General features: G+C 68.8%; 8 protein-coding genes. 3 read left to right on the forward strand and 5 right to left on the reverse strand.

The window, feature by feature from the left end; all coding sequences use genetic code 11:
• Positions 1-112: 112 nt before the first annotated feature.
• From AB8M62_RS01055 to AB8M62_RS01070, 4 genes are read right to left on the reverse strand one after another with little or no spacing between them, the layout of a single operon-like run.
• Positions 113-2,383 carry a 3'-5' exonuclease gene (locus AB8M62_RS01055; RefSeq protein WP_373694819.1) on the reverse strand — a complete coding sequence of 757 codons (2,271 nt, stop codon included), beginning with the start codon at positions 2,381-2,383 and terminating at the stop codon, positions 113-115.
• A 2-nt stretch (positions 2,384-2,385) separates the two neighbouring features.
• Positions 2,386-8,760 carry a DEAD/DEAH box helicase gene (locus AB8M62_RS01060; RefSeq protein ID WP_369068359.1) on the reverse strand — a complete coding sequence of 2,125 codons (6,375 nt, stop codon included), beginning with the start codon at positions 8,758-8,760 and terminating at the stop codon, positions 2,386-2,388.
• The gene (locus tag AB8M62_RS01065; protein ID WP_369068360.1) at positions 8,757-13,460 is read right to left on the reverse strand and encodes a DNA methyltransferase; all 4,704 of its coding nucleotides are present in this window, start codon (positions 13,458-13,460) and stop codon (positions 8,757-8,759) included. Before AB8M62_RS01065 ends, AB8M62_RS01060 begins: the two co-directional genes overlap by 4 nt.
• The gene (locus AB8M62_RS01070; protein WP_369068361.1) at positions 13,460-16,318 is read right to left on the reverse strand and encodes a helicase-related protein; all 2,859 of its coding nucleotides are present in this window, start codon (positions 16,316-16,318) and stop codon (positions 13,460-13,462) included. The genes AB8M62_RS01065 and AB8M62_RS01070 overlap by 1 nt, the downstream gene beginning before the upstream one ends.
• 223 nt (positions 16,319-16,541) lie before the next feature.
• On the opposite strand from AB8M62_RS01070, the gene AB8M62_RS01075 reads away from it, so the two are divergent.
• Positions 16,542-17,480 (forward strand): DUF5655 domain-containing protein, encoded by a 939-nt coding sequence (locus tag AB8M62_RS01075; protein ID WP_369068362.1) that lies wholly within the window; start codon positions 16,542-16,544, stop codon positions 17,478-17,480.
• Between the two features lie 96 nt (positions 17,481-17,576).
• Here the strand turns inward: AB8M62_RS01075 and AB8M62_RS01080 are convergent, their stop codons facing one another.
• Entirely contained in the window at positions 17,577-18,554 is a 978-nt protein-coding gene (locus tag AB8M62_RS01080; RefSeq protein ID WP_369068363.1) for an Lsr2 family DNA-binding protein, read from the reverse strand.
• A 298-nt stretch (positions 18,555-18,852) separates the two neighbouring features.
• On the opposite strand from AB8M62_RS01080, the gene AB8M62_RS01085 reads away from it, so the two are divergent.
• On the forward strand, positions 18,853-20,967 hold the full coding sequence (locus AB8M62_RS01085; RefSeq protein ID WP_369068364.1) for a helix-turn-helix domain-containing protein: 2,115 nt from the start codon (positions 18,853-18,855) through the stop codon (positions 20,965-20,967).
• Positions 20,964-21,962, forward strand: a complete 999-nt coding sequence (locus AB8M62_RS01090) for a hypothetical protein (RefSeq protein ID WP_369068365.1) — start codon at positions 20,964-20,966, stop codon at positions 21,960-21,962. The genes AB8M62_RS01085 and AB8M62_RS01090 overlap by 4 nt, the downstream gene beginning before the upstream one ends.
• Positions 21,963-21,966: the final 4 nt, after the last annotated feature.

The raw sequence follows: 21,966 nt of genomic DNA on the forward strand, positions 1-21,966 counted from the left end.
CTGGCTCCCTGTCCATGAGGACTTCGGGCGCTTCGGGTTCTGGGTCGAGGAAGACGCCCCACTTGGAGCAGCCTGCGACCGGATCAACCCGCCGGGATGCGTCTCGTCTCAGTCAGGGAGCGGGGCGGAGTGCGGGCAGCATCGCGCTGGCCTTGCCGCCGGTGGTGATCAGGAGCTCGTCCCGTGCCCGCGTCGCCGCCACGTACAGCAGCGACCGTTCCCGCAGCAGCAGGTCGTCCCGGTCGGCGTCCGTGAGTCCCTTGAGCAGGTAGGCGGCGGGCACGAGGTCCTCGTCGACGCCGAAGATGAGGACGCGGGAGAACTCCATGCCCTTGGCCCGGTGCATCGTCATGACGAGTGGTTGGCCGGGGCGCACGGTCCCGTGGTCGACCATCCGCACGTCGATCCCGCGGTCCTCGAGCCCGCGGGTCAGCTGCCGCGCTTGGTGAGCGTCGCGGACCAACAGCCCGATGGCTTCCGGTGAGTCCACCGCGGTGAGCCAGCTGCGCACCGCCTCGGCCGCGGTGTCGAGCTCCTGGGAGAGCGTGTCGCAGTGCGCGACGCGAGGGGCTGGCCCACTGCGAGCCGACCGGTACTGCCAGGACTGCTCGGCGCCCTCTTCGAGGTCGACGTACTGCCCTCCTTCCAGCACCCCCACCGCGTAGTGCAGGTTCTGCGCCGTCGTCCGGTAGTTTAAGGTGAGCCGCTGGGAACGTCCGACGATGCGGATGCCGTAGCGGCCGAGCACGACACGCTGGCCGTAGATGCGCTGGTGCGAGTCCTCGGCGATGAAGAGGTCGTCGCGGTGCTCGCGGACGAGCGCGCGCAGGAACTGCCAATGGCTCGGGGTGAGGTCCTGCCCCTCGTCGACGAGGACGTGGTCGAAGGGTCGGGCTCCCCCGGCGGCGGCCTCAGCGTCGAGCGCAGCGGCGGCGATGGTGGCGGCCTCGGTGTAGTCGATGCTGCCGTCGATGCTCGCCCGGGCCCGGTACGCCTCCACGACCTTCCAGACGCCGAGGCGCTTCTTGCGGTCGAGGGAGACTCCTCGACCGGGTCGACGGACGGTGAGGTAGGCATCCCGGGTCGTCACCCGGTTCGGGAGCACGACGAGGGAGTACTCGGGCACGAGGAACGATCGGTTCTTCAGCTCGCTCGGCAGCTCGTCTCCGACGGCCGCGACGTCCTGCCAGACCTCCTCCCTGGTGCGCTGTCCGATCTCGCTGGAACGCTGACCCAGCACCAGCTCGACAGCGGGCTGCACCTCGCTGCGGGTGCGCAGCACGGCGCTGACGGCGGCGTCGATGCCGGACACGTACACCCCGGGATCGCCCATGCTGGTGGGCAACGGCAGGTCCGGGTCGAGCCGACGCAGGTCGTTGCGCAGGGCTTCGGCGAGGGTCTTGGTGAAGGTGGTGAGCAGGATGCTGGCGCTGGGGTCCTCGCGGGCGAGGTGGCGAGCCCGGTGCAGCAGGACGACGGTCTTGCCGGTGCCGGCGCCCCCGGAGAGCCGGAAGGGCCCGTTGTAGCTCGTCGTGGCGTACTTGCGCTGCTCGGGGTGGAGGAAGACCCGCCAGGCGGCGAAGGAATCGTCCTCGATCGCTCGACGCAGCTCCTCGTCGTCCTCGATGAAGGCGAACTGCATCTTCGCCGCGGGGTGTTGCAGGGCGACGATGAGACGCTCGTCCTGGGCGGTCTGCGAAGCCGGGACGGGTACGTCGTCCCCGATGCTCAACGCGGCCTTGGTGTCCTGGACGCTCTTGCCGCTGGCCAGGTCGAGGAGGGCGATGCCCTGCCACTGGACGATCCGTTCCGCGAGGGCGAGGAGGTCGTCCTCGGAGGTCGCGGTGAGGGCGGCGTCCGCGACCTCCGGGTGGATGCCGATGTCGTCGACCAGGACAGCTCGGTCCAGCCCGAGCGAGGGCAGCAGAGGGCTGGGCGTGGGAGCAGGCTCGGGTGCGTGGGGCGCATGCAGCGTCGTGTCGGGATCGACGACCGGAGGGTTCGGGCTCACCGCTGGCGGCTTGGCGCTTCCGGGAGTCTGCTCTTCCGCGGTGGCGATGATGAGTTCGGCGATGCCGTTGACCGGGTTGACGGTCAGACAGGCCTTCTTGGCGAAGGCGATGGCGTCGTCGTGCGGCAGGACGCCGAGGTACACGTAGGTGGCTGTGGAGGCCTGGCCCTGGAGCTTGAACAGGACCGCGCGGTAGAAGTCGTTGACCCGCCCGGTGCGGACGCGGTCGTCGGCAGAGCCGTTGATGGGCTCGATGTGCAGGCCGGGGAGGGCGTCGTTCTCGGTCAGCTTCTCGAGGAAGGCGTAGGCCTGCTTCTTCACCGAGGCGTCCAGCGCACCGGTCTGGTTGGGTCCCATGACGATCTGGGGCACGGCTACGCCTTTCCTGCGGTGAGGGCCGTCTGCACGGCCTCGACGTCGGGCTCGACGACGTGCCATCCCGCCGCGTCGAGCTCCACCTTGTCGGCGTCGTCCATGCTGAAGTCGACGACGACGCGTTGGTCGGGCCAGGCGAGCCCGAGGGGGATGCCTTCGGGCGACTCTTCGCCCTGGACGGGCACGGAGACGCCGGCGGCGGCGAGCGCCACGATGAGCTGCTGCTCGACGGCGGTGCCGAGGTCGTGCAGCTCCTGCCACTCGGGGGGCAGCGCAGCCGTCACGGCCGGAGCGGTCGGCTGGACGACAGCGGATGGGCTCGCAGTGTCGATGTGGGTGCGGGTGGTGATGACGGTGGGCAGCTGGCGGAGGGCGAGCAGGTTGCTCAGCTGCAGCCACGTCCGCCACGCGTCCGCGTGGTGGAGGCCGAGCTGCTCAGGGCGGTCGTCCAGCACAAGCGCCACGTTCGTCGCGCCGGTCTCGGGGTGCACGAGGTCGGCGGCCACGGCGACCGACCCCTGCGTCCACAACCACGTCGCACCGCCGTCCTGCACCGGCACGTCCCCGTCGAGGGCGTCCGCGGCGGCGGTGAGTGTGCCCGCCGGCAGGGCGACGCCGGTGGCGGACGCGGAGCCGAGCAGGAACCAGGGCAGCCAGTGGGCGAGGCGCGCCAACGCGTCGGGGTCCGGGTTCTGGATCCACCACATGAGCAGGTCGAAGGGGCCACCCGTCACGAGGTCGAGCAGGGCTTGGCTGAGCTGCCCTTCGGACCCGGCCATGAGGTGGCCGGCGGCGACGGCGTCCCACCAGCTCGGCGGCGTGACCGTGCCGCTCTGCGCCGCCTGCACGTCCTGCCACGTGATGCCGAGGACGATGCGTCCGCTGGCCCGCAGCGCGGCCCGCTTGGTCGCGTCGTCCGCGAGGCGGTTGATCACCGGGCTGGCGTGGTAGCGCCAGCCGTCGGTGAAAATGGCGACCTCGGGAATGCCGGCCTGGCTGCAGCGGAGCATGAAGTCGGGTTTGGAGCCGAGGGTGATCTGCTGCGGTTCGAGCGTCCAGACCCGCCCGTTGCCGCCGAGGGTGATGATCGAGCGGTTCCCGGAGCTGGTGGGCTGGTCCTTGACCGTGGCCCCCATCGCCTGCAGCCGCTTGGTGAAGGCGACGCGGAAGCGCTTCTCCAGGGTGGACTCCGGGTCGTCGCCGTCCGGTTCGTCTTGGGTGTACTTCCACGCCATGTCCACGGGGGGCTCTTCGGCGTCCACCGGTCCGCTGGCGAGCAGGATGTCGCGCAGGTGCCGCTCCCCCGCGGCGCGGGAGACCGAGCGCACCTGGTGGGGTGAAGCGAACGGCAGGAGGCAGCGGTGGCAGGCGAGGCGCTGCTCCCGCTGGCACGGACAGTCCTTCAACACCGCCCACGCGGCGCGGAGGATGGTCCACACCGTCTCGGGGTCGGCCAGCTCGGCGAGGTAGCCGGTACCGCCGGGGACGACGTCGTGCAGCAGCAGGGCCGCGCTGTTGTCACCCCCGTTCGTGGGCGTGGGGTCAACGATCGTGGTCACCGCGATGTGGTCGGGAGCGCCCCCGAGGTGCTCCCGCAACCCCAGCATGATCGCCGCGGAGAGGCTCGGAACGGCGAAGTGGTCCCCGAGGGTGACGGACGTGGGCAGGCGCACGACGAGGCCCTCGGTGTTCAGCGTGCGGGTGAGGGCGACGCTCCGGGTGTCCTCCGTGCTCGCAGAGCGCCGCGGGCACCACGGGCGGTGCTCCTCAGGCCGGTTCCTGCGGGTGTCGGTGTCGAGCTGCCCGCAGGAGGAGCAGACGCGGAAGAGCGGTGCTGGCAGGTCCTCGCCGGCCAGCGTCCGCGGTGTCGCCCGCACGCCGCCCTTGCCGATGTTGATCCAGCGGATGGTCTGGTCGCGCAGGTGCTTGGCGCCGAAGCCGTACCCCTCGACGTACCAGCGGCGGGTGACGCGGTCGGGGTCGACGTCGACGGCGGTGACGATGGTGAAGGGCTCGCGGATGCGGTCGTCGCGGTCGTCGGTGATGACGGCGTCGTCGCGGCGCATGGCCGAGGAGACCCGCTGCAGCTCGACGACGTCGAAGCGCTGCTTGGTGTCGGCGATGGCGGTGCTGCCGCACCGGGGACAGGCCGGGGGCGGCGCGGCATCGGTGGCGTAGCCGCAGGCCGGGCACAGCACGAGGGTGTGCACGGCCTCACCGTCGTGGCCGAGGTCGAGGGCGTCGACGACGATGCGGTAGCCGCCGGCGTAGAAGGTGGCGCCCGGTGCGAACTCGCGCAGCGCCTGACTACCATCGCGGTGGTAGCTGACGGGGTCGTTCTGGTACTCACCGGTGTCCGGGTCGGTCCAGCTGAGCGTGACGTCGAGGGTGACGCTGTCGTCGAGGAGCGTGTAGTTCGGCAGGAGGCCGTGCCCTTCCAGCACGCCGATCCAGTACTCACCGCGCAGCTCGGCCAGCTCGCCGCGTGTGAGGCGGAGCGCCGCCTTGGCCGTGCGCTCGGCGCGCTTGTCGGCGTCGGTGGCGGCTGGGGAGGCGGCGATCTGCTGCAGGGCGGGTAGGGACTTCTCGATCTCCTGCTGGCGGAAGGTGAGCGTCTGGACGGTGTGCTGCCAGCGTTGCGACTCGGCGTGCAACCGCGTCGCGAGACCACTGGCCCCCGGCAGGTCGGGCAACGGGGTAACCCACGCGCGGAGGCGCTCGCGCGCGGCGTCGGTGAGGGTGGGGAAACCGGCGAGGAAGCTCTCGAGGCGCTCCTCGGTGTTCTCCTCCGCATCCGCGATGAGCGCCTGCAGGTACGAACCGGGGTCGGTGCTGCCGATGGCTTCGAGGGCGGAACGGGGGTGCGGCGCGGAGGAGGTGCGCGCGATCCGGTCGGCGAGGAAGGCGACGAACTGGCGCCGGAGGATCTCCTCGGCGTCGAGGTAGGTGGCGGGTGGCCGCACCTTGCCGTTGACGACGGACAGCGGATCGCCGAGGCGCGGCAGCTGATCACCGCGACCGGTGACGAAGGCGAGGTTGAGGGAGTTGCCGGTGAGGCGGCCGGCGCGGCCGATGCGCTGGAGGTAGGACGCCACGGTCTTGGGCAGGCCGGCCAGCATCACGGTGGAGAGGTCACCGATGTCGATGCCCATCTCCAGCGTCGGGGTGGCGACGAGCACGTTGGGCGCCTGCGGGTCGCGGTCCTGCTGCTTGAAGGCCTCCTCGTAGCGCAGCCGCACCTCGTCCTCAAGCATGCTCGTGTGCTCGCGGGCGATGACGCGTTGGATCCCGGTGGAGGCGTACATCCGCCGGTAGAAGTTGTCGTCGCGCTCGCCCCGCACCAGGCGACCGGCGCAACGCGCGACCATGCAGGGTGCGCCGTCGAGCTGACCGGCCACGGTCCGGCTCACCGGCTCCAGGGCCTGGCACACCTCGCAGACCAGCGTGTGCTCCCCCGCCCGCAGGGCTTCGAGGCGGATGGGGGTGAGGACGACGGACGCGGGGCGGAGCTGGTAGATCTGCGCATTGCTGCTGCTGGTGGTGACGCCGAGGACGTCGAGGTGCGCGAGCCGCTGGAACAGCAGCCGGGCCAGCCGGGCACCGTCCTGGGGTGAGACGCCGAGGGTGCGCGCGGTCCAGAGCGCGTACCAGCTCTGGGGGGTGGCGACGGCGTCGAGGTCGGTGGACTTCTCCAGGCGTGCTCCGCCGATGCGCGGGTAGCCGGGCGCCGCACGGCCCCTGGGGAAGGCCGGCATGCCGTCGGAGCGGGGCCGGCCGCCCCAGATGCTGTAGCGGTTGCCGTCCTCCCGCTGGTAGCGCTCGAACCAGGGGTGGGCGATGGCGCCGCGCTGGCGCATGCGTTCCAGCACGCCGCGCACCCAGGCGGCCTTCTCCCGTGCGCCCGGCTCGTCGAGGCCCTCCAGGGTGGGGAGTTCGCCGGCTTCCTCCAGCGCCTGCTCCGCCGCGCGCAGCAGTTGAGGAGCGGCGACGGCCACTTCGGCGGCGACGCTGCCGGTGCGTTCGAGGGTCCGGCCGGTGCGGGACTGCAGGCCGAACTCCAGAGCCGCGTCGAGTTGGAGCCGGCGCTTGACGCGAGCTCGGACGGTCGCAGGAACGTCGCGCTGGCGAGGCGCCTGCCAGAACGGGGTGAACTGCTCGTGGTCGACAAGCTGCGGCGGCACGACGCGGTAGCGGCGGTGGGGGTCGTCACCGGCGAGGGTGAGGACCTCGTCGGCGAGGTCGTCGAGGCTGAGGTCGTGTTCGCCGACCGCCTCGCGCAGCACCGCACGCAGGGTGAGGCTGAAGGAGCGGGTCTGCACGAACCCAGCCCGGTGGGCGGCGTCCTGGACGCTGTCGGTGAAGACGAGGGCCTTCTTCTCCTGCGCGTCGAGGTCGTGGGCGCCGAAGAGGGTGGACAGGGTCACCGACAACAGGGTGGCAATGGCGGAGCCGAGGAAACGGATGCCGTCCGTCTGCTGGCAGGAGGGGCAGGTGTCGTCGAGGGACTGCTCCCCGGCGTCCGCGCCGAGGTGGGTGAGGACGGGCAGGACGCCACCGCCGCGCAGAGCAGTCTCGTCGGGTGCGGTGGCGAGCAGGCGGCGCTCGCGCACGGCGAACCACATGAGGTTCTGCACGCGCGCGCCGGGGTCGGCGACGGCCCGGTCGCCCTCGGTGGGGGCGTAGACGAGGGGGCGAAAGCGTTCGTCGCGGGCCATGCGGCGGCGGCGGATGTTCGCGTCGTCGGTGTCGAGGTCCGAGCCGGTCGGGGCGAGGACGGCGCCCCACCCAGAGCGGCCGCAGTGCCGGCAGTACAGCGCCGGCAGGGCGGGCGCGTTGCCGGCGTCGGTGGGGTCGTCCCCGTCCGCAGTCACGAGGTCACCGTCGTCGCTCCACAGGTAGCGGGGGACGTGGGAGACGGAGCGGTCGATGCGGGTGAGCTCCCGCACCCACAGGTGCAGGTCGACGGAAGGGGCGTCCCGCCCGACGGCGGCGCGCAGGTGGCTGAAGGCGGCTAGCAGGGCGATGCCGAACTCTTCGGCCCGCTCCTGGCGGGCCGCACCGTCGCGCGCACCGAGGCTCACCGGGACGAGGGCGGCGGCGAGGTCCCGCAACGACACCGCGTGGGAAGCGGCGGCGAGCAGGCGCTCGGTGACGGGGTGGACACGGAGCAGGTCGAGCAGTTCAGTCGGCGTGGCGTCCCGCAGCGCTGGGGGCGCGCCGGTCGTGCCGTAGAGGTGGGAGACGACGGTCTCCGTGAGGAGCCGGCCGTCGGCGTGCCCGTCGACGGCATCAACCGCGGTGACCACCTGTGCGGCGAGGTCGTCATCGACCGGGATCGCCTCGTACCCGCGCTCTTGGACCGTCGTGGGCGCTTTGCCGATCCACTCCTTCACGGTGAGGCGGGACTCGGTGACGACGCCGTCGGCGGCGAATTCCTCACCGAAGACGGTGGTCGCGAAGTGGAGCATCGCCTCGGGGTCACCCTTGTCGCCGAGGGTCGCGGAGGTGGCGACCGGCGTGATGCGACCAAGGGGGCGCTGACGGTCCTCGGCGGTGAGGCGCTCGTCGCCGTCCTTCCAGTGGCTCTTGAGGGCGAGGCCGAGGCGGCGCAGCAACATGGACACGTCGGTGCCCTGGGCGCCGTCATAGGTGTGGAACTCGTCGAGGACGAGGTAGCGCAGGCTGTGAGCGCTCTTCGCCCACAGTGAGGCGTCGTCGGCGCGCAGCAGGAGCTGGTCGAGCATCTTGTAGTTCGTCAGCAGGATGTCGGGCGGGTCGCTGCGGATGACGGCGCGGTCGGTGATCAACCCGTCGACGGTCACCTTGGTGCGGGTTCCACCCTTTTGACCGGTGTAGAGGGCGGCGGTGACGCCGGCGAGGCCCGGGTCGGTGGTCAGGAGCTGCGTGAGGCGCTTGGCCTGGTCGTTGGCCAGGGCGTTCATCGGGTAGAGGACGACCGCCTTGGTGCCCGTCTCCCCCGCACGCTTCGCGCGCAGCACGTGGTCGAGGATCGGAATCAGGAACGCCTCGGTCTTGCCAGAGCCAGTTCCCGTGGTGACGAGCGTGGGTAGTGGCCAGGGCTTGGCCGGCCCGAGGTTGGCGCTGCTGAGGCGGTGGAACGCGGCAGCCTGGTGCCCGTACGGCGGGAAGCCGCTGTACCAATCCAGTGACTCACGCCACCCCTCGTCCGCCGGGCGGAAAGGCAGGCGCAGCCGTACGTACGGCCCCTTGAACAGCCCCGACTCAGGGTCGGTGAGGAAGTCGGTGAGCGCTGCTCGGGCGTCCTCGTCGGCGAGCGCGAACGTCGTCGTGAGGTAGTCGAGCAGGCTGCCGCGGACGTCCTCGGCCTGGACGGTAGGGAGCAACTCGCTCACGAACGCTCCTTGAGGCGCTGCTCGAAGACGGCGTATGCCTGCCGCATGTCCGCCTCACGGTCGAGCGTCACGAACGGCAGCTCGTAGGTGTAGGTGTTGCCCGCTTGGTTCGTGGCGGTGCGCTCGGACTCGGTGATGACGTCGCCTTTCTTACGCCAAACGGTGAGGACGGAATTCGGCACCAGACGGCCGTTAGCGTCGTATAGATAGACGTTGCGATCATAGCCATAAAGGACGGGAAACTGAGTGCGGTAGATAGCACACAGTTCATCAGCGGTTAGACCGAGCATCAGAGCGACTAGCACGTCAATCTCGACTAATGCCTGTCGTCTATCAGCCGCCCGACGTAGCGTCGACTGGGGAGACCAAGTCTCCCCGACGTTCCCAACTGACGGTCGACCTAGATACTCAAGTCCTCCAACCCAAGTGTCCGACTTCCATTGAGAGACAAAGCACTTTTCCCAAAGTTCCGAGTATTCTTCGGTAACAGCGTTCAATCGGAGAGTGCGCAGCACAAGCTCGTCTAAGAGCTCATGATCCACCGTCGCCGGAAGCCGCCGGACCGTGCTTCCGCGAATGGTCGACTTAGGAGCCGATCGCACGGAAGCATCAAGTACGAGTGAAGACATCTGGCCGGCAATGGCCGCCAACAGTCGCAGGGGCACCTCAGGGCCCCCCATCGACACAACACCATCTGTGTGCGCAGCACCAGGAGGAATCATCGCGGGGTGCAATGTTCGCTCACCACTATTAGCCGCCATGTACCGCCAAGCGACGCGGTAGTAATCCCGCGAGGGTTTGGGATCCTCCTCGGCTCCCCAATGCGTGTAGCTGCAATCATACTCATAACGGTCACCAGAAGGCTTGTAAGCCGTCACTGGGATTGCATTAGGCGGAAGAGTTTCGAAATCTGTGGCCGACCAATCCTGGTTATGCATCAGTGTTTTGTTTGGTGTTTTGTAGATAGGCGTTCCAACGAAAAGGTGTGGACCCTGGAGAATCACATCGTCCCATGACGAGGCGCGACCCCACGAGAGTTCGAAGAGTCCCTTCGACCTATCATTCTTCTCATGCCATCCCGAGGAAACCTCTAATGCAGCATCACCGATACGCTGCCCACGCGATAGCTTGTCCAGGACAGCAGCCGTTGACTTGTTGACCGCATAGACCATGCGAGTTGAATCGACTGCACGGTCTGGGCTTTCAAGGATGGAGTGCCACGTCACAAGAGTTTCGGGAGTGACCATAAGAACGCGACTGGAGTGTGGCCGCAAGTCCCATCGGCCTTCTGAATCTTTGAGCCCTGGCTCAGGACCTGAGCCATCGTGTGCCATTGACCGCACCGCGGTGTCCGGGTGATATAGCGACGTGGCCATCCGGAACGAGGGTTTAGGGCGGGTAGCGCCGTACACATGCACCCCGTAGCTCACGAGGTGGTGAACATCAAACAGTTGAAGTTCGTTGATGAACTGCCAGTGCCGTCGAAGCCGGGTGTAAGCCGCCGCGCGCAGCCGCTCTGCCTTTTCATCTGTAAAGTGCGTCTCTGGGTGAATGAGTGCGATGGAACCTCGCGCTGAGCAATGGCGCCAAGTCTTCGCCATAAAGCAGCGATAGAAGTCCGGCTGCAGACCCGCCAGATGGGGGTATTGCTGTACGGCGCCCACGAAAGCCCCCGTGCATAATGCCTCCGATACGCCATCAGTGACCAAGTCAGCAACTTCAGGCAAGGCGAGCGTTTCAACCCGCTTCGAGGCGCGCAGGCTCTCGGAGGGCTTCAGCGCAAGCTGCCACCAGGGGTCCCCCTCTGCCAAAAGGGCGTCGATATCCACGCTTGGCCGCACCCATGGCGGGTTACCAACTTGCAAATCAAAACCGCCTCGCACGAATACCGTTGCGAAATCAAGGTCCCAGTGGAAAAATCCTTGCCGTCTGGCAACTGACTCGCACACGACCAGCCATGGGTGATCGCGCAGCACACTGTCGATCGTCCTGGCACTGGCGAAACCCAAGTCAATCGATTCATGGTCGCCCAGCTCATCCCATGTCGCGCCGGCGACTAGGGTGTCGTGTCCTACTGTCGCCTTACGCTTCGTGCCTTCGTGCCGCCCGAGCAGCCCCTGCAGTGCGTCGATCCACTGCGCCAGCTTCGGCGGGTCGATGCGCTCCTCGCGCCCGTCGACCACTCGCGTCGTCACCGTGTCGGTAAGCGGCCAGAACCACAGCGCGCACCAGGCGTCCATGACGCGCCGCAGCCGTTGGTAGGCGCCGCTGGCGTCGGCGAGGGCCGCCTCGATCTGCTCCCGCTGTACTGCGCCACCGCCGGTCGGCGTTGGCATACCCCACAGCGGGATAGCGCGACGGATCTCCTGCTCGGCGATCTGCAACCGCCGCAGGGAGATCTGCCACAACGCCTCCACGCGGTAAGACAGGTCGACAAGGGCATCGGCCTGCGCCTTCGTCGGCTTGGCTTGGACGGCGCGGCGCCACTTCTTCAGCCGGTCCAGCGCCTCCGGTGCGAGCGTCTTCGCCTCCTTAGCGTCGACGGCAGAGGCCCAGCCGCTCGCCGGCACCAGGAAGTGGTGCACCCCTCCCCCGACGCCTGTGGCGAGCGTGCCGTCGGCGACGTCCTGGGCGAGGGAGGTCATCGGCACGTCGGTCGGCATGGCCGTCAACGACTCGCCCTTGGCGACCTGGTCACGGCGGAACACCGTGCGGCGGGCGCCGATGAGGGAGTTGCCGCGGCGCAGGTGCAGGCCGAACCACGGCGCTTCGAGCCCGGCGACCATGGTGTCCAGCCAAAGGGAGATCTCCGCCAGCTCGACGGCAGTGGCGTTGAGGTCCACCCCGTACACCTGGTGCAGGGCGATCGACGCCTTGACCCGCTGCAGCTCGCGCGGGTACTCGTCTGGGTCGATGCGCTCGCCCAGCTCCTCCTGGCGGCGGCGCAGGTACTGCTCGGCGAGCTGCCGCACCGCTTCGATGGCGAACGCGCCGGAGCCGAGAGCCGGTTCGCACACCGTCAGCTGCAGGATGTCCGCGGCGGGCGTCGTGGTGCCGTCCTGGTCGAGCAGTTCCTCCAACGCCTGAGAGACGACGAAGCGCGTCAGCACCTCCGGCGTGTAGAACGACGCCGACTGCTGGCGGTCCCGGCCGGAGAGGCGGAAGACGAAGGTGCCGCGCTCGTGCAGCACCGGCGTCTCCTCCCCCGTCACCGGGTCCTCGACACGGACGAAGTCGGCCGGGGAGATGCCGTCGGCCCGGTCGACCGGCACGACCCACGAACCCTTGGAGGCGTCGCCGCCCTTGGCGACCTCGTACAGGTCCGTCTCGGCGAAGGAACCCGTGTAACTCATGAGGCCCTCGTAGACGGCGCCGAGCTGGTTGATGCCCAGCTCGGCGTAGGAGATGAAGCCGCGGTCCCGGCCGCGCTGCTCCTTGCTCAGCAGGAGGTGGCGCAGCACCCGCTGCAGGGCGTCGTTGCCGAGCTTCACCGCGTCGATGTGCGCGGTGGCCTCCGGCTTGAAGAGGTCGGCACGCAGACCGCGGAAGGTCAGCCCCTCGCGGACGACACCCTCGGCGTCCACCGCACCGGGGTCGTGGCCGCGGTCGACGAGGCGGAAGAGCACCGCGAGGGAGTCGTAGAGGTGGGTGCCGTCCTTCGCGGCCGGGCTCGCCAGCTCCACGAGGGTCAGCTCACGGAGGCGGTCCAAGCTGTAGCCCTGCTCGTACTCCGGGGCCCCAGCCGGCAGCACCCCCAGCTCAGGAGAGGCCTCCGCGTAGAGGAGGAAGAGGATCCGGTAGAGGAAGCGCAGCGACTGCTTGGCCAAGGGCTGCGCCTGATCGGCCGGCAACGGGTCGAGGCCCTGCTGCGCGCGCCGGGTGACGACCTCGTTAGCGAGGATCTCGATGGACAGGCGCACCCCTTCGCGGAGGTCCTTGGAAACCCCCACGGTGTGCTTGATGGACTCCTCCAGCACCCCCGTCCACCACACGTCGCCCTCAGCGTCGGGAGCGAGGGACTCCGCCGCCACGCACGTGAGCGCCCGGTCCACTTCGCCGCCGCGCTTGGCGTCGTTGCGCTCGCAGACGAGCTGCAGATCGACAGCCAGGTAGCGGCCTTCCGCCCACCGGGCGCGTTCGGCGACGAGGAGATGGCGCCCGGCGAGGACCAGGGCGTAGTCGGGGGCGTGGTCGGCGACGAAGAGGGCGGACACCGTGCGAACGACCGAGCGCAGCTCCGTCGTCTCGTCCACCGGGTAGGGGGTGAGGAGGGTGGCGAGGTCCTTGGCGAGGAGAGCCTCCACCGTGGTGGTCGCCCGACCCTCGATGATCACCAAGGGAGCGCCTTCGGCCATGCCGGGGGCGCTGACGTGCAGCACCGGACCGGTGCGGATGGTGTGCAGGCCGGTGCCGTCGTAGCCGAGGACCTGGCGCAGACGGGCGTACACCTCCGGCAGGCCGGCGTCCGCGTCGGTCAGGACGTCGGCGTCGTCGCCGCCGGCGCTCAGGACGGACAGCTGGTCGAGCAGCCAGCCGCGCTGCTCGACGAAGCGGGCGCGGGTGCCGCCTTCGCCGGCCTCGTCCCACGTCTTGCGCCGCTCGAGGACTTTCGCCTGGAACGACTGGCTCTTGGCATCCGTGTTGACGTAGTGCTCGGAGATCCAGTCCTCACCGATGAGGATCGCGTCGCTGGTCGCCATCAGTTCTCTCCCGTTCCTTCGACACCGGCGTCGCGGGGGACGACCACGAGCAGCGGGCGGACGAGCCGCCGTTCCGGGAGCATCGTCTGCGCCACCTCTCGTTCCTCCTCCACGCGCCGCCGTCGGTCCCGCACCTCGGAGCGCTGGATCAGCGCACCGGCGTCGTGATCCCACTGGTCGGTGCGCTGCGCCCACTGCGCGACCCGTCGACGGGTGGCCTGCTCCGCCGCGGCGACCACCGTCTCCATCTGCTGCTCCGCCGCCCGGCCGGCCGGAGCCACGAAGCGGGTGAGCTCGTCCGCGGTCGGCAGAGCACCCGGGTTGGTCTGCGGGCCGGCGAACCCGATCCGCTCCAGCGCGGCCGCGGCGGAGGCGAAGGGCTCGACGAGCGCGAACGCCGGGTTGTCCGGGTTGGGGTGCGTCGCCACGAGGAAGGACTGCGCGACGACCTGACCGCGGACGTTGGTCAACGTGCCCTGCAGCAGGACGCTGATGTCCTCCACGTCCCCGCGGACGGCGAAGACCTGGTTGCGCCCGAGGCTGGCCAGTGCGCGGTCGCTCGCCCACTCCACCACCGGGTGCAGGGGGGAGAGGTAGTGAGCCTCCGGCCACAGCGACGTCGACTCGTCGGCGAGAGCCTGCGCGAGCTCCTGCAGGCCGCACTGCCGCGTCGTCGCCAGCAGCACCTTCTGCGTCACCCGGCGCTCGGCCAGGTACGACTGCGGCAGCACCTCCAGGCGCTGGCGCAGGTCCGCCGGCGGCACCAGTTCGGCGATCGCGTGACCGGTGTGCTCGCGCCACCCGATGCCGTTGGGCGGCGACGCCTCCGGGGTGACGAAGGCCTCGGTCAGCGCCTCGCGGACGAAGTCGAGGTCACCGGCGTAGACGCCGGTCGGCGCCGTGCCCGTCGAGGGCGCTGCCGGCGCCGCGGGTGCCGTCGCCGTCAGCTTGGCGAACAAGCCGGCGATGCCTCCGGAGGAGGTCACCTGCGCGACCGTGCGCACCTCCTGGTCGAGGTCGGCCTGGCGGGCGAGGACCTTGCGGATAGCGTCCTCCTCCGCGGCCACGTCGTACTTGCCCATGAGGGAAGCCGAGTCACCGAGCGCCTTGTGCACCTCGTGCTCCTTCTCCACCAGCCGCTCCAGCACGCGCAGGTCACCGGCGAAGCGCTCGCTGTCCGGGTCCAGCAACAGCGTCGTGATCTGCGGGCGGGACTTCTGCCCGTAGCGGTCGATGCGACCGTTGCGCTGCTCGATGCGGATGAGGCTCCACGGGATGTCGAAGTGCACGAGGTGGTGGCACTGGGCGTGGAGGTTCACGCCCTCCGAGGCGACGTCCCCCGTGACGAGGACACGGATCGGTGAGGACGCCTGCTTGAACGACTCGACGATCTCCTGCTGCTCCACGTCGGTCAGACCACCATGGAGGATTTTGACCTGGTCGGCGCGCATCTTCAGGTCCTGGCGCAGCGACGCCTGCAGCCACTTCAAGGTCGCGACGCGCTCGGCGAAGACGACCGCACGCACCTGCTGCTGCGGCCCCACGCCGATGGAGCGCAGGTGCTCGACGAGTCGCTGGTACTTCGCCGATGTCGAGGAGTCGACGGCGGCAGCCAGCTCGTCCAGTCGCTGGAGTGCATCTGCCTCCTGCTGCTGCGCGGCCGTCAGCGACGTGCCCAACCGCTTGGTCCGCTCCGCGATGCTCTCCCGCAAGGCAGCGGGGGACGAGAGGAACGCCTTCGCCAGGGTCCACGGGAAGAGGGCAGCGGTGGAGCCGGAGTACGGCGAGGAGCCGCCCTCCGGGTGCAGCCACGTCGTCTCCAGCTCGCGGGCCACCTCGTTCTCCTGCGGCGAGGCGGGCACGAGGACGTTGCGCGGCTCGAGGCGCTCGGCCCAGTCCCCGCCGACGACGCTCGCCACGTCGGGGCTGTGCCGGTGCCGGCGGATGACGAGCCGCTCGACCTGGTCCTCGTCCAGCGTCCCGTCCGGTCCGACCGCGCTCGGGTCCAGCATCCGGATGAGCTCGGCGAAGGACTCCGCCTTGCCGTTGTGGGGCGTGGCCGACGCCAGGACCAGCGCGTCGGTCCGCGACGACAGCAGCCGCGCCAGGCGGTTGTTCTGCGAGGTGGAGTTCGTGACGTTGTGGGACTCGTCGATGACGACGGCATCCCACCGCTGCTTCTGCAGGTGCGCGAGGTAGCGGTCGGACTTCAACGTGTCGATGGAGATGATGACGCGCTTGAAGAAGGTGAACGGGTTGCGGTTGGCGGGCAGCTTCTGCCGGATGCGCTGGATCCCCGTGGAGTCCAGCCGCACGAAGGGCAGGGCGAAGCGCGTCCACAGCTCGAACTGCATCTGCTCCAGCACGTGCCGGGGGGTGACGACGAGGATGCGCTCACCGCGACCGCGACGGACCAGCTCGGCGAGGATCATGCCGATCTCGATGGTCTTGCCCAGACCCACGGCGTCCGCCAGCAGGATGCGGGGGCGCAGGTTGTCCGGATCGAGCGCCTTGCGGACGGCGGCCTGCTGGTAGCCGAGGGCGTCGGCCAGCCCCCGGGTGGTGACGGTGAGGTCCGGGTCCGTCAGCGGGACCGGCGACTTCCGCAGCATGGCCTCCAGCCATAGCCGGGCCGTGCGGTAGCCCGGTGAACCGTCGGCCACCACCCGGGCAGCGGAAGGGTCGACCACCGCGACGTCGTCCAGAGCGGTGGAGAAGGTGGCCGTCGTCTCGCGGACCAGCTCGCTGAGGCCCTGGACGTGGACGATCCAGCCGTCGCTGGCCCGCTCCACGCCGGTGACGAGCCACTGCTCGTCACGGACCTCGACCACGGAGCCGGGGGCTGCGGTGAAGTCCACTGCCTTCACGTCATCAAGAGCAATCACGCCGGCACACCCCCTCGTCGCACTGCTGCCAGCGGAGCCGACCGTGCCCGTATTAGCAGTTGGTGAAGGAGGCACTCCTGAGTCACTGCACGACCTCTCTGACGTCCTGCTACCAGTGTGCCCGACACACCACCATCTTCGTCGCTCACGGCAACATCTCGTTGCGCGGAGCCAGCAACACCACCAAGCTGGCTCGGTGAGTGACCTGAAGCTGTTCGCCATCGACGCCACGGGTGCGCACGAGCTCAAGGGCACTGCGATGCCACTTGAGAAGTCTCTGCAAGCACTTCTGGAGAAGCACATGGAAGCCTTCTTCGGCGTGCGCTTCCTCGCATCGGAGTACTCGACCGGGAAGAAGCACGGAGGCCGCATCGATTCGCTGGGTCTCGACGAGAACGGCACCCCAGTCATCTTCGAGTACAAACGCTCCACCAACGAGAACGTCATCAACCAGGGATTGTTCTACCTGGACTGGCTGCTGGACCATCGAGCGGAGTTCCAGCTCTTGACGCTCGATCGACTGGACAAAGAGGCGGCGGACAACATCGACTGGTCGAGACCTCGACTGGTGTGCGTAGCCGGTGACTTCACCAAGTACGACCAGTACGCGGTGTTGCAGATCGATCGCAACATCGAGCTCGTGCGGTACCGGAATTACAGCGGCGAGTACTTGGCTCTCGAACTGCTCACCTCCACCGGCGCGCAGGCTACGGCCGCTGGTGGAGATGGCGGCAGTGCAACATCACCTGCTCAGGTGTCATCGAAGAGCGCGAGCGGCGAGAAGACGGCTGCACAGCTGTACGCGCAGGCACCCCAACACGTCAGGGACTTGTACGACGCCGTGGAGGAACTGGCCATCTCCTTCGGAGATGACGTGACCAAGAAGGTGCTGAAGTTCTACTTCGCCTTCCGTCGCCTCCGCAACTTTGCCTGCGTCGAGGTCCATCCACAAGCTCAGAAGATCGTCGTCTACGCTCGCGTGGTCGACACCGACATGACGTTCGAGCCCGGCTTCACGCGGAACATGAAGGGAATCGGCCACTACGGCACCGGAGACCTGGAGATCACCTTGAAGTCGATCGCCGACCTCGAGCGCGCCCGCCCGCTCCTCGAAGCGAGCTACGACGGGAGCTGACTCATTCTGCACCACGGATGCCGGGGCATCTGGAGGGATGGGCAGAGAACTGAATGAAAAACCCCCATCGGTCAGCAACGCATTCTCATCGACGGTTCACGCCGAGTAGGGCGTGCGCGGATGGACAGCGTTGTACGCCCTGACCAGGGCGGCGCTGAGGGACCCTCGCTCAGCGACGGAGTACCCCTGCGCTCGGCCCCAGGAGCGCACCACGGACGCGTCGACCGGACAGCCACGCAGGCCGATCCTGTCGGTGACACGCTTCACCACCACAGGGGCCGGCGGCGGGGTGACGTGCCCGGGGAACCACTCCCACGGCGCAACCGTGGTGACGTACCGGGTCTTGTCGCCGGTGACGGTCGTCACGACGCCTGCAGTGTCCACCCAGATCGCACCGGTCGGCTTGATCACACGGATGCGGTTCAGGACTGCCGCAGCCAACTCCCCCACGGCGTCTCCGAGGACGTCACGGGTCGCCCGGTGCACGATGTCGCCGTAGACGGTGATCGTGCAGCGCTCTCCTCGCGGGGGTCCGGTGACGACGGCCCCGGGTACGAGCGGCAGGCCCGGCGAGGTCGGCTCCTCGAACGAGACGGTCTTCGCCGCCCCCTTCACGGCCGTCCCCCGGCGCGGTTCCGGGCCGACCGGCGATACGACGGTCACCCCGGTCCGGCGAAGGTGGGCGGCCGACTCGTGCGCCGACGTCGATGAGTGCCCGACCGGGGTCGCCGCTCGGACGTTCCTGGAGCGACGACTCACTTCCCTCATGTCTTCGAGCAGGCGCCGCGCCCGACTCGGGTCAGGGTCCTCGAACTGCTCGTAGCGAGCACACTCGAAGCGCACGTGCGCCACGAGTCCCAGGAACGCGTCGTCAGCCGGCAGCAGTGTGGCCATCGGGCCACCGCTCAAGAGCTCGCCCAGCAGGGCCGGGACTCGCCGGATGTCGAAGCCGTTCCGCTGCCTGAGAGGGCTGGTCTCGCTTCCGCCCCACCATGCCTCGCCGTGTGTCGTGGCGAGCCGCACGTCCACGAGCTCGAAGAAGTCGTGGCCGAAGGCGGCGATCTCCGCGCGCACCTTGCGTGTTGTCCTGTCTCCACCGTCGGCTGGAGACGGCACCTGCAGAGTCCGTCGGCGCCGAGCCACCCCGCACCCCCTGTCGTCTAGGTCTTCACGACAGGCAACGACGCAGGTCGGTGGCGACCTGATGGCCCGTTCAGGGGTCCCCCGTGCAGAACGACGCTCACACAAGGTGAGACTTGAGTTCTTGGGCCATCTAAATGACTGTCGACTCGATCATCAAGTCCTACTTGACTAGACCGTGATCCATACCGCTATGGTGATCGCACCATCAAGATCCCGAGAACGGCGGTTCATGAACGACTTCGCCAGCCGCCTCCAGGCTGCCCTCAGCGCACGTGGTCTTACGCAAGCAGCTCTCGCCGACGCGGTCGGCGTGACTGCAGCGGCCGTGAGCACGTGGATGCGGGGCACCGTGCCGGCGCGCACCCGGTTGCAGCAGGTCGCCGAGGCGCTGGAGGTACCACCGCGCTTCCTCCTCGACGGGGAGGGGACCATCCCTATCGATGTCGAGGGCCTGCGAGACGCGTACCGCGGGAGCTTGACCACCTACGCGAGGCCCACGCCGCCCGATGGTGGTCGTGAGTTCGGCAACGTGGCCGAGCACGCCTTCGAGCTGGACTTGCGCATCCTTGCGCGCGAGGTGGGCCAGAACAGCGGCGACGCGGCCACCGACGACGGGTCGGGGGTGAGCATGGTCTTCACCGTGATCGAGTTGTCGGGGAGCGACCTCGCCGACTTCCAGGACGCCGCCTGGTGGAGGAGCTACCGGCGTCACCTTGAGGCCGCTTCTCGTGAGACGGGACGGAAGGCCGCCCGTCAGATTGCGCAGGCGTTGAAGCGACTGGATGAGGAGGAACGTCTCCTGCTCCTGCGCATCGACGACTACGGCGCCGGCGGACTCACCGGGCCCGAGTACGGGCCCGGTGCGTTCACCGCAGTCCTGCGCAACCAGCTCGACAGCCAGAAGAGCGAGGGGGCCGGGGGCAGCTTCGGCCTCGGTAAGAACGCTATGTGGGGGTGCAGCGAGTTCTCACTGGTCCTCGCGCACAGTCGACTGTCGGTGTCCGACGCGGCGGGGACCCAACGCTTCTTCGGGCGCGGCCAGCTGCCGGCGCACACCATCGACGGCGTCGACTACGCCGGACCGGTGTGGGTTGGTCGACCCGACGATGATCCGAGCCGGTACGACGCTCGACTGAAGCAGCGCCCTGTGCAGTCCGTCTTCGACAACCCAGTCCTCGCCGATGACCTCTTCCTCAGGCGGGACGGGGACGATCCCGGCACCTCATTCCTCATCGTGGGCTTCTTCGACCCGTCGGGCGAGGAGACGGCTGTCGAAGGCATGGCTGAACGCCTGGCGGAGAGCATGGCCCGCAATTTCTGGGCGGCCATGACACCACCGCTCGGGCACGCCCCGAGGCTCCGCGTCGAAGTCCGTACCCAGTACAACCGGGTGCAGAAGAGCTCGAAGGTCGTGGCCCACGGGGGCACCAAGCCCGGGTTCGTCGACGCCCTGGAGAAGCACTACGCCGGCGACACCGTCGACCGTCCCGACCTCCTGGAGAAGCCCGGGGACGTCCTCAGCATCCCCATCCCGCTGAGCGTCCCCAAGCGCCTACCCCCTCGCGAGCAGGGCAAGCAAGAACACGAGGCCACCCTGCTCATTCGACTGGCTCAGCCGGACGAAGCGGACCTGGGAAGCATGGCGCAACTTCGCGGCAGCCTTATGACGATCTGCGAGAAGCGCATCGCAGCGCTGCCGGTGGGAGCCCCTCCGTTCCACGCCGTCCTGCTCGCGGGCGGTGCGTCCGGCGACAACACCGCCGACCTGGCCGCCGAGGCCTTCCTGCGCGCTTCCGAGCCGCCCGCGCACGACAAGTGGACCGCCACGGGCGACTTGACGACATCGTACGCGCGGGGCGCTCGACAGCGGCTGGAGGACTTCCGTCGTGCCGCGGAGAAGGCCGTCCGGGAGGCGCTCAGCCGGCCGTCGATGCACCAGTCGGACGGTCCGGAGGATCTCAAGCGGCTCCTGCGCCTCGGTGCCGCTCCCGTCACGAAGGTCTCTCGCCCGCAGGTGAAGGAGGTAAGCGGGAAGCTGGAGGCAGGCGCCTGGGTAGTCCAGGCCACGATCTCACTGCCGAGCGCGCGCCAGCGCGGCATCACGGAGTGGCGCCTCGTGCCGACCTTGAAGTTCGCCACGGACAGCGGCGCCGCCATCAGCGTCGACTGGGCGGACCTGGAGGCCGTGCGGTCGTGCACCGTGCAGGACGGCCGGCTCGTGGCTCCGCCCGGCACCAGGACTCTCGTCTTCAAGGGGCGCAGCGATCCATCCACCCACCCCGTCGAGGCGCACCACTCCAAGGCGCTCATCGACGTCCGCGCGCAGGAAGGAGGACGGGCATGAGCCTGGAGCTCTTCCCGTACCTGGAGCTTCAGGGCACGGTCACCCTGCGGGTGACGCGCGTGGAGCTCGACGGCAAGGAGATGCCGTGGACGACGATCTTCCACGACTCCCGTGCCGTGGAACTGCGCACCCAGGACGGTAGCCGATGGAGCACGGCACGCCTCGCCGTCGAACTGGACGGGCCGGCTGCCGAGTTCGAGCAGCGCAAGACCGACCTGCAGGACGTCCGCGCACTGGTCGTGCTGAATTGCGGTCCATCCAACACACGCGTCTCCGTCCCACTGCACCGCACCGGTGAGGGAGCACGGTGGCAAGGGGAGTTGGAGATCGACCGCAGCGACTGGTACGGGGACGCTTCGCTGCGCGGGACGATCGTCGCCGGCATCGAGGGGGTGGCGAACCGCCAAGCGGGCTTCGCGCTGCCCTGGTCGGTGTCCTTCGACGACCGGCCGCCCCGCGAGCCGCAGAACAGCGTTCGGACGACCTGGATCGACTTCGTCAACCCACCGGAAGAAGTGCACTACCTCAAGGCGTTCGAGGACGAGGTCTGCTTCCTGCGCCTGGACGCGGAGGAGCCGCACCTGTACCTCAACGAGGGGTTCTCCACGTTGAAGGCACTGCTCACCGAGAAGGCACGGCGTCCGCTCGCGGAGCGGGTCCTGCGCGATCAGGTGCTCAGCGACGTCGCCTCCCACGTCTGGCCCGCCCTCTTCATTGCGGCATTGGAAGCCGTGCTCGACGAGGAGGGCGACCTCCGACGACCTGACGAGCAGTGGCAGCGCAACGCTCTGGACGCACTGCTGCCGCGCCTGTACCCAGAGATGTCGCTCGACGAGGCGCTGCGCGAAGCATTCGAGGCTCGTCGTGAACCGTCGAGCGCGGCGCGACTGCAGGAACGCCTACTACCTGCGGTGCGGCAGCACGTCGGGTACGGAAAGACCCTGCGCAAGTCGCTCGACGCGATCGGTCGCAGCGGCACCGAGGACGAGGAGTGATGAG

The sequence above is a fragment of the Kineococcus terrestris genome (genome assembly GCF_041020755.1).
GTDB lineage: Bacteria > Actinomycetota > Actinomycetes > Actinomycetales > Kineococcaceae > Kineococcus > Kineococcus terrestris.